The organism is Streptomyces beijiangensis, from assembly GCF_017315755.1.
GTDB classification, from domain to species: domain Bacteria; phylum Actinomycetota; class Actinomycetes; order Streptomycetales; family Streptomycetaceae; genus Streptomyces; species Streptomyces beijiangensis.
This window is the reverse complement of sequence record NZ_JAFLRJ010000004.1, coordinates 61,747-70,751: the sequence shown is the minus strand read 5'-3', so window position 1 is coordinate 70,751 and position 9,005 is coordinate 61,747. Positions and strand designations below refer to the sequence as shown.

The window sequence follows — 9,005 nt, the reverse complement described above, 5'->3', positions numbered from 1 at the left end:
GAGGCCGGGCGGGAGGCCGGGCGACGGTTTCACGTGAAACACCCTCTGTACTAGCGTCGGCGCACATGGCGCGACTTCATCTCTTTGATCTGGACGGCACGCTGATACGCGGATCGGCGGCACCGGTGGAGATCTCCCGGCAGTTGGGGCTGCTGGAGGAGATCGGTGAGCTGGAACGGGAGCTCTCCACCGGCCTCATCGACCCGCCGCAGTACGCGCTGCGTGCGCACGCCCTGTGGGTGGATCTGACCGTGACGCATGTGGCGGCCGCCTTCGAGACGGCGCCGTGGCTGGCCGGGATCCAGGAGGTGTGGCGGGAGATACGGGAGCGCGGGGACTACTGCGCCGTCATCTCGCTCTCGCCGTCGTTCTTCGTGGAGCGGCTGCTCGGCTGGGGAGCCCATGCGGCGCACGGCTCGCGCTTCCCCGAGGTGCCGTTCACCCGCCCTGTGGACCCTGCGGGAATCCTCAGCCCTGCCGCGAAGGTGCTCGTGGCGGACCGGCTCTGTACGGAGTTCGGAGTCGGCCGGGACGACTGTGTCGCGTACGGGGATTCGATGTCGGACGTGCACCTCTTCGGCGCGGTACCGGTGTCGGTGGCGGTCAATGCCGACCACCATGTCTCCGGTCTTGCCACACACACCTACGCCGGCGGCGATCTTCGCGAGGCCTACGCGCTGACGCAGGGCAGTTGAGTACCGGTCACCTGGATGCAGGGCAGCTGACACAGAGCACTGGAGCCTAACCGCAAAGCGACGGCCGCGACCCGGACTTCCGGCTCTTTGTCCCAAGAGGCCCGGATACCTGAGAGCCTCCGACCACGGGAACGGCGGCCGAGGTTCTGAGGCGAGGCACGGGTATGGACGCTCCGACCACCACGTCGGCCGATGGCGGCTGGTCCATGGGCCCGCCTCCGGAGCCCGCCCCTGAACCCGAGCCGGATCCGCTCGGCGTCTCCCGCGATGCCCTGCTCATACGCCGCACCCTGGAGGAGATCGCGCCCGTCGCGGACAAGGTCACCTCGTACTTCTACGCGCTGCTGTTCATCGCCCACCCCGAGGTCAGGGCGCTGTTCCCGGCCGCCATGGACTCCCAGCGGGACCGGCTGCTGAAGGCTCTGCTGACCGCCGCCGACCATTTCGACGACACCGACACCCTGGTCGCCTATCTGCAGAATCTGGGCCGCGGACACCGGAAGTACGGCACCACGCCCGAGCAGTACCCGGCCGTCGGTGAAGCCCTCATCGGGGCGCTGACCCGGTACGCGGAGAGAACCTGGGATGCCGAGACCCAGGGCGCCTGGGTCCGTGCGTACACCCTGATGTCCCAGGTGATGATCGACGCGGCTGCCGAGAGTGAACTCCACACACCGCCCTGGTGGTACGCCGAGGTCGTCTCGCACGATCTGAGAACGCCCGACATAGCGGTCGTCACCGTCCGGCCCGACCAGCCGTACCCCTTTCTGGCCGGCCAGTACACCAGCCTGGAGACGCCCTGGTGGCCGCGGATCTGGCGGCACTACTCCTTCGCCTCCGCGCCCCGCTCCGACGGGCTGCTCTCCTTCCACATCAAGGCGGTTCCGGCAGGCTGGGTCTCCAACTCCCTGGTCCACCGCGCCCGCCCCGGCGACTTCATCCGGCTGGGGCCGCCCGCCGGTTCGATGACCGTCGACCACACCACCGACAACGGGATGCTCTGCCTGGGCGGCGGCACCGGGATAGCGCCTATCAAGGCGCTCGTCGAGGATGTCGCGGAGCACGGCAGGGGGCGCCCGGTGGAGGTGTTCTACGGGGCGCGCAGTAATCACGACCTGTACGACATCGACACCATGCACAGGCTCCAGCAGGCGCACTCCTGGCTGGAGGTGCGCACCGTGGTGGACAGCGGCACCCAACTGCCCGACGTGGTGCGGGAGTACGGGCCCTGGAATTCCTACGACGCGTTCCTGTCCGGGCCGCCCGGAATGATCCGCAGCAGCCTGGACGCACTGCGCAACGTCGGCGTCCCCTCGGAGCGGATACGTCATGACGGCATCGAAGAGCTCGTCGCGGCCGGCGACTAGGGGGACACTCCTAGCCCAGGTCGGGCGCTTGCATGGCTCGTACGCCCTCGATGTTGCCGTCCAGGTAGTGCCGCAGCGACAGGGGGACGAGATGGACGGCGGCGATCCCGACCCGGCTGAAGTGCACCCGGACGATCTCGTACTCCCCGCAGGGCTCGTCGACTTCGGGCCCGTGCCGCCGGGTCAGATCCATCGACTCCAGGCGGCAGACGAAGAAGTGCTGCACTTTCACACCGGTCGGACCGCCTCCTTCGGGGATGTGCTCCACGGTGTCGACGAAGCAGGGCACCACATCGGTGACCTTCGCGCCGAGTTCCTCGTCCACCTCGCGGTGCAGGGCGTCGATGACGGTGGCGTCCTCCGGTTCGACTCCGCCGCCGGGCGTCAGCCAGTACGGATCGACTCTGGGCTTGGTGCGCTTGATGAGGATGAGGTCGGCGCCGTCGAGCAGGATGGCGCGTGCGGTGCGCTTGACCACAGGGCGTTCGGTCATGGCAAGAGAGTGGCCCGTGCGGCCCGTTCCGAAACTCCCGGGGCGCCGTCGAACATCTGTCAGGACCAGTCGGCGGCAGCACGGAGCAGCCATTCATGCGCCCGCGCGATGTGCGGCAGCGCGAGCGTGCCGGTGCGGACGATGAGGAAATAGGTGCGCAGCGGTGGCACCGGCGGATCGAGCAGTGCCACCACCTCTCCCCGTTCCAGGGCCTCCTCGCACAGATAGCGCGGCAGTACGGCGAGGCCGGCGCCCGCCATCGCCGCCTGCAGCACCGCCCGCAGATCCGGCGCCACGACCGTCCCCGCCGCGGCCGGCCGGGCGTCGAAGACCGCGGCCCAGTAGCGGGAGACCAGCGGCAGCGACTCGTGGACCTCCACCACGGGAAGCTCGCGCAGTACGGAGGGCCCCTGGTGGCGCAGTACCCCGGGGCCGATCCGGGCGGCCCAGCGCGGGGACGCGATCAGCACATGCTCCTCATCGCAGAGCGCGACCGCGGTGAGCAGCCCGCCGCGCGGCCGGACCGTGGCGATGGCCAGGTCGTGGTGGCCCGCGGCCAGCCCCTCCAGGGTCTCCTCGGCGTTCCCGAAGGTGGCGCGGAGCGCGAGGCCCTGCGAGACGAGGGCGGTGAGCGCGGGCAGGGCGCGTACGGAAGTGAACTCGGGCGGGCCCGCGAGATGCAGGGTGCGCGACCCCGGCTCCTCCGCGAGGCCGGTCCCGGCGATCTCGACCAGGGCGTCCAGATGGGGAGCGGCCCGGTGCGCGAGCTCGTCGCCGATGGTGGTCGGGGTGACGCCGCGGGCCTGGCGGAGGAAGAGCGGGCGGCCCAACTGGCGCTCCAGTGTGCGTATCTGGCTGGTCACCGCGGGCTGGGAGAGCCCTAGGAGCGCGGCGGCGCGGGTGAAGGACCCGGCACGGTGCACGGTGACGAACGTACGGAGCAGGGCGAGATCCATGTCCCTGCCCTCCCGTCCTGTCCACCTCGACGGCATCTCCGGAGGCCGTCCGCACACGCCAACGATAAATATGTCGATAGGTCTCTGTTGCTACTGTGATTGGACACTGACGCAGAGTCAACTAGCCTTGGTGAGGCGGTTCTTCGCGCGTGGAACCGGAGCGGTCCGAGCCATGAGGGGGGAGGCTCGGACCGTTCGTCCTGCGTAGGGCTGCTACTGCGGGCCCGCCTCGTCCAGCGCCCGGAGCACATCAGCCACCAGGTCCTCGGTGTCCTCCACCCCGGCCGAGAAGCGGATGAACCCTTCCGGCACGGCGTCCCCGCCCCACCTCCCGCGCCGCTCGGCAGTGGACCGTACGCCGCCGAAGCTCGTCGCGTCGTCGACCAGGCGCAGCGCCGCCAGGAACCGCTCGGCACGGTCACGGTCGGGAAGTACGAAGGAGACCACGCAGCCGAAGCGCCGCATCTGGGCCGCGGCGGTCGGATGCGAGGGGTCGCCCGAGCGTCCGGGGTGGCGCAGCCCGCTCACCTCGGGCCGCCCCGCCAACACCTCGGCCAGAGCCAGGGCGTTGGCAGACTGCCGGTCGGCGCGCAGCTGGAGGGTGGCCAGCGAGCGGTGTGCGAGCCAGGCCTCCATCGGTCCGGGGATCGCCCCGATGACCTTGCGCCACTTCCGCACCCGGGCCGCCAGTTCCGCGTCCCTGCAGGTCACATAGCCGAGCAGGATGTCTCCGTGGCCGGTGAGGCCCTTGGTGCCGCTGGCCACCGCGAAGTCGGCGCCCAGCTCCAGCGGCCGTTGCCCGAGCGGCGTGGCGAGGGTGTTGTCGACGGCGGCCAGGGCCCCGGCGGCGTGCGCCGCGGCGGCCAGCCGCCGTACATCGCACACCTCGAGACCGGGGTTGGACGGCGTCTCCATCCACAGCAGCTTGGCGCCGGGCAGTACGGACAGCTGCGCGTTCCCCGCCGTCGGCGCGGTGCGCACCTCGACGCCGTACGCCTCCAACTGCTCGCGTACCAGCGGCAGCACCTGGTACCCGTCGTCGGGAAGCACCACCGCGTCGCCCGCGCGCACCTGGGAGAGCAGCACCGCGGAGACCGCCGCCATCCCGGAGGCGAAGGTGACGGTCTCGGCCGGCTCCCCCGGTGACTCCAGCTCGCTGATGGCCGCTTCGAGGTGGGTCCAGGTCGGGTTGGTGTCCCGGCCGTAGGTGTACGGACCCGTGGGCTCGCCCGACAGGTGGTAGTGGGCGGCGAAGACCGGCCCGGGGAGAGCGGGCTCGTACTGCACCGGCTCGGGCAGTCCGGCGCGTACGGCCCGCGTCCCGTCCCTCATGCTCAGTCCTTGTCGTCGGGCAGGATGATGTGCATCGCCCACGACACGATCGCGATGATCAGGCCGCCGAGGACCGCGGACCAGAAGCCGTCGACATGGAAGTCGAGGCTGAGCTTGTCGGCCAGCCAGGAGGTCAGCATCAGCATCAGGGCGTTGACCACCAGCGTGATCAGCCCCAGCGTGAGGATGAACAGCGGCAGCGTGAGCAGCTTCACGATGGGCTTGACCAGGAAGTTCACCAGGCCGAAGACGAGCGCCACGATGACCAGTGTCAGGATCTTGCCGCCGGTGGAGTCGCCGGTCAGGGTGATGCCCTTGATCAGCCAGATGGCGACCAGGAGGGCGGCCGCGTTGGCGACCGTCTTGACTACGAAATTCTTCATGTGTCTGATCGTGGCAGACGTGATCGGTACAAGGGCAGGGGCGGGCGCACGATGAAGGCATTCCGGCTGGACGAACTGGAGGCGGAGCGCGCCGCCAACGACGGTGCGTATCTGCAGTTCCTGCGCGAGAAGAACATGTCGGTCGGGCTGTACGCGCTGGACGCGGGCGCCGCCGACCCTCAGCAGCCGCACTCCCAGGACGAGGTGTACTTCGTGGCCAGCGGCCGTGCTTCGATCACGGTCGGGGTGGAGACGACGCAGGTCGCGCGGGGTTCGGTGATCTACGTACCGGCCGGGGTGGCGCACAAGTTCCACCACATCTCGGAGGATCTGCGGGTCCTGGTGGTCTTCTCTCCGCCTGAGGGCTGAGGGCAGGACCTTCGAAAAGGGCCTGGTCCCGTAGGGGTCGGGTCAGGGGAGTTCAAGGGCTGCGAGGGCCCCGTTCCCACCCTTGCCGGCTCTAGCATCGAGAGCACAGGCCAAGAGGCCGGCAGACATCAGGCAGCAGGCATCAGGAAGAGGTAGGGACGATGGCGGTTCGGGAGATATTCGCAGGGATGCCGTGGTGGGTGAAGTGGGTCGCGGTGCCCGTCATCGCTCTGGTCGTGTTCGGTTCCCTGATCACCTGGGTGATCGGCTTCGTGGTGGCCCTGCTCTTCAAGGCGCTGGTGTTCGTCGCTCTGGTCGGCGGACTGATCTACGTCGTACGGAAGTTCATGTCCTCCTCCTCGGACTCCCGCAGCGACTGGTAGCCCGTACGGCCGTTAGCCCGGGTGAGGGAATGGAAACGGCTTTCCCCCTCGCCCGCAACGAGGCTCCGGTTAGAGTGGCAATTCTCTGCTGCCCCCTGGGAACCAAGGCCCGGAACCGCTGTGACCTGCGGTTTGCGGGTGGCGGTGTCCACGCCTGGGGGTGACCAGTTGGCCACGACGCCAACGCCTCAAACCGCTGTACCCACTCTGATCGGGTCGGTGCAGCGGGCTCTGAGACTGCTGGAGGCCGTGGGCTCTCATGTCGACGGAGCCCCAGCCAAACAGCTCGCACGCGAGGCGGGGCTCCCCCTGCCGACCGCGTACCACTTGCTGCGCACCCTGACCCACGAGGGTTATCTGCGCCGGGAGAACGGTGTCTTCGTCTACGGGCCCGCCGCCGAGCGGCTGGCGGGCGGTGGAGCGCTGCAGAAACGTCGCACCACGATCGTCGATTCGCTCTCGCACTGGCGGGACGCGATCGGGGTCCCGGTCTACTTCGGTATCTACCGCGAGGGTGAGATCGAGCTCGTCGCCGTCTCCGACACCCCTGAGGCCCCCGCGGTCGAGGAGTGGGCCGGCTTCCGTGAGACCGGTCATGCCCATGCGATCGGGCAGTGCCTGCTGAGCCAGCTCGACGAGAAGGCCCGCAAGGACCACCTGGACCGCCATCCGGTGCGGCCGTTGACCCGGAATTCCGTACGGGACAGGGCCACCCTCCTGGAGCGGCTGGCCTCCATGGAGCGCATGCAACCCGTCGTGGAGCGGGAGCAGTACGCGCTGGGCACGGTCTGTGCGGCGATCCCGATCACGGCTGGATCCGCCGCCGCGACCATGGCCATTTCTCTCCCCGCACACCAGGCGGACCGACTCCGCCCCGCAGTCGAGCAACTACGTTCCGAGGTCGGAACTCTGCTGCACACGCTGGCGTTCTCTATCAGTATCTGAAATATCACTCCTTGTGATCTGGTAGCGCTTACAGCACGATTGCGTCAAGAGGGCCATGGGGGAAGATTCCCAGCCAAATCTTCTGGTTCAACACAGCATCCACTGCGGGGTATAGGCACATGCGCGATTCGGTTCAGGCAGAGGTCATGATGAGCTTTCTCGTCTCGGAGGAGCTCTCGTTCCGGATCCCGGTGGAGCTCCGGTACGAGGCACCGGACCCCTATGCGATCCGGATGACCTTCCATCTGCCCGGGGACTCCCCTGTGACCTGGGCTTTCGGCCGTGAGTTGCTTCTCGACGGCATCAACGCGCCTACCGGGGACGGTGATGTGCACATCGCGCCGACCGATCCCGAGTCGCTGGCCGATGTCCACATCCGGCTCCAAGTAGGCGACGACCGGGCGCTCTTCAAGGCGGGAACGGCTCCGCTGATCGCCTTCCTCGACCGTACGGACAAGCTCGTGCCGCTTGGCCAGGAGCGCACGCAGGGTGACTTCGACGGCAATCTGGAAGAGGCGCTGGGCCGGATTCTCGCCGAGGAGAACGCGGGCTAGCGGCAAGGAGTTTGAACCGTTCCGAGGGCGTTTCAGCGCTTGCGCCGACGGCCCCCGCCGCCCTTTCCGCCGCGTACGGGGGCCGTGGCGCCCTCGGGCCCCATGGCGCTCTCGGGTCCCGTGGCGCCCTTGGCTCCTGTGGCGGCCTTGGATCCCGTACGGTCCGCGGACACGACCAGCGCTGCCAGCACCGTGGTCACGGGGACCGAGGCGACCAGACCGATCGAGCCGACCAGTGTCCGCACGATCTCCTCGGCGACCAGCTCGCTGTTGGCGACCAGCCCCACGCTGCTCTGGGCGATCGAGAAGAGCAGCAGCAGCGGCAGGGCCGCGCCCGCGTAGGCGAGCACCAGGGTGTTGACGACGGAGGCGATGTGGTCGCGGCCGATCCTGATGCCTGCGCGGTACAGGGCCCGCGGGCCCATCGTCGGATCGGCCTGGTGCAGCTCCCACACCGCTGAGGTCTGGGTGACCGTCACATCGTCCAGTACACCGAGCGATCCGATGATGACGCCGGCGAGCAGCAGACCGCTCATGTCCAGCTCCGGATAGAGGCCGTGGATCAGACCGGTGTTGTCGTCGGTGTTCCCGGTCAGATACGCCCAGCCGATGAAGAGCGAGCCGAGCAGCCCGATCAGCAGCAGCGAGATCAGGGTGCCGATGACCGCGACCGAGGTACGGGCACTGAGGCCGTGGCACATATAGAGCGCGATCAGCATGATCGCGCTCGCCCCGACGACCGCCACGACCAGCGGATTCTCGCCGTGCAGGATCGCCGGGAGGATGAAGAGGGAGAGGATCGCGAAGGAGACGGCGAGCGCGACCAGCGCCATCACCCCGCGCATCCGGCCCACCACGACCACGGCCAGCGCGAAGATCCCGGCCAGCAGCGCCATCGGGACCTTGCGGTCCACGTCGGTCACCGAGTACTGGAGGTCGTGGGGCGCGTTGGGCGCGTACGCGACGACGACCTTCTGCCCCTGGTGCAACTGCCGCGGTGAGTCCGGCTGGACGATCGTGGTGAAGGTGCGGCCCTTGTCCTTGCCGGTGGTGACCTCGACGGTCGCCTTCTCGCACGTCCCGGCCGAGGAGTCGGCAGGCGAGGACGCGGAAGCGGACGCGGACGACGACGTGTTCTGCTCGGCGTGCACGGCCTTGCAGTCGACCTTGTCCAGGCCGGTGACCTTGGCCTGCTGGGTCTGCTGGTCGAAGCCGACACCGGTACGGGCGTGCGAGGGCGCACCGCCCGGCCACAGCACCACCAGACCCACGACGACGGCCGCGGCGAAGGGGATCAGCACCGCCGCGATGACCTTGCGCAGGTGCCGGGACACGGGTGTCGCGGGGCCGTGGCTATGGGTGTGGCCGTGCGTTTCGGGCGCGTCGTGGGGAGAAGTCACGGCCCGATCATCGCAAGAACGGGAGGGGCCCTCTGGTCACCGCGCCAGACATGACGCTAGCGTGGGGGCACCTTTGCACACGCGGGAGCTCGGAGCACCGGGCTGAGAGGGCGCTGACAGCACATCAG

Annotated in this window: 10 protein-coding genes and 1 pseudogene; 6 read left to right on the top strand and 5 right to left on the bottom strand. The window is 68.8% G+C overall.

Going from position 1 to position 9,005, the window contains the following annotated elements; translation table 11 throughout:
* The first annotated feature begins 65 nt into the window (after window positions 1-65).
* A complete protein-coding gene (locus J0695_RS00675; protein ID WP_206958993.1) occupies window positions 66-695 on the top strand; it encodes an HAD family hydrolase in 630 nt (209 codons plus the stop codon).
* A gap of 212 nt (window positions 696-907) precedes the next feature.
* Window positions 908-2,062: pseudogene (locus tag J0695_RS00670) on the top strand (globin domain-containing protein); the annotation flags it as partial.
* 10 nt (window positions 2,063-2,072) lie between these two features.
* On the opposite strand, the gene J0695_RS00665 reads toward J0695_RS00670, so the two are convergent.
* The 4 genes from J0695_RS00665 to J0695_RS00650 all read right to left on the bottom strand — a co-directional run bounded on the left by J0695_RS00665 (window position 2,073) and on the right by J0695_RS00650 (window position 5,226).
* The gene (locus J0695_RS00665) at window positions 2,073-2,555 is read right to left on the bottom strand and encodes an NUDIX domain-containing protein (RefSeq protein WP_206958990.1); all 483 of its coding nucleotides are present in this window, start codon (window positions 2,553-2,555) and stop codon (window positions 2,073-2,075) included.
* Between the two features lie 59 nt (window positions 2,556-2,614).
* Entirely contained in the window at window positions 2,615-3,511 is an 897-nt protein-coding gene (locus tag J0695_RS00660) for a LysR family transcriptional regulator (RefSeq protein WP_206958988.1), read from the bottom strand.
* A gap of 213 nt (window positions 3,512-3,724) precedes the next feature.
* Window positions 3,725-4,843, bottom strand: coding sequence for a cystathionine gamma-lyase (locus tag J0695_RS00655; protein ID WP_206958987.1), 1,119 nt, complete (start codon window positions 4,841-4,843; stop codon window positions 3,725-3,727).
* A 2-nt stretch (window positions 4,844-4,845) separates the two neighbouring features.
* Window positions 4,846-5,226: a phage holin family protein gene (locus J0695_RS00650; protein ID WP_206958985.1), complete on the bottom strand. Its 381-nt coding sequence runs from the start codon at window positions 5,224-5,226 to the stop codon at window positions 4,846-4,848.
* A 51-nt stretch (window positions 5,227-5,277) separates the two neighbouring features.
* Between J0695_RS00650 and J0695_RS00645 the strand changes: the two genes are divergently transcribed.
* From J0695_RS00645 to J0695_RS00630, 4 genes are all read left to right on the top strand, one after another.
* Complete coding sequence (locus tag J0695_RS00645) at window positions 5,278-5,595, top strand: cupin domain-containing protein (RefSeq protein ID WP_206958983.1); 318 nt, start codon at window positions 5,278-5,280, stop codon at window positions 5,593-5,595.
* Between the two features lie 161 nt (window positions 5,596-5,756).
* Window positions 5,757-5,978: a DUF5326 family protein gene (locus J0695_RS00640; RefSeq protein WP_206958981.1), complete on the top strand. Its 222-nt coding sequence runs from the start codon at window positions 5,757-5,759 to the stop codon at window positions 5,976-5,978.
* A gap of 219 nt (window positions 5,979-6,197) precedes the next feature.
* On the top strand, window positions 6,198-6,923 hold the full coding sequence (locus J0695_RS00635) for an IclR family transcriptional regulator (RefSeq protein ID WP_307798327.1): 726 nt from the start codon (window positions 6,198-6,200) through the stop codon (window positions 6,921-6,923).
* Window positions 6,924-7,042: 119 nt separating this feature from the next.
* A complete protein-coding gene (locus tag J0695_RS00630) occupies window positions 7,043-7,477 on the top strand; it encodes an SsgA family sporulation/cell division regulator (protein WP_206958979.1) in 435 nt (144 codons plus the stop codon).
* Window positions 7,478-7,509: 32 nt separating this feature from the next.
* Here the strand turns inward: J0695_RS00630 and J0695_RS00625 are convergent, their stop codons facing one another.
* Entirely contained in the window at window positions 7,510-8,877 is a 1,368-nt protein-coding gene (locus tag J0695_RS00625) for a YibE/F family protein (protein WP_206958978.1), read from the bottom strand.
* Window positions 8,878-9,005 lie beyond the last annotated feature (128 nt).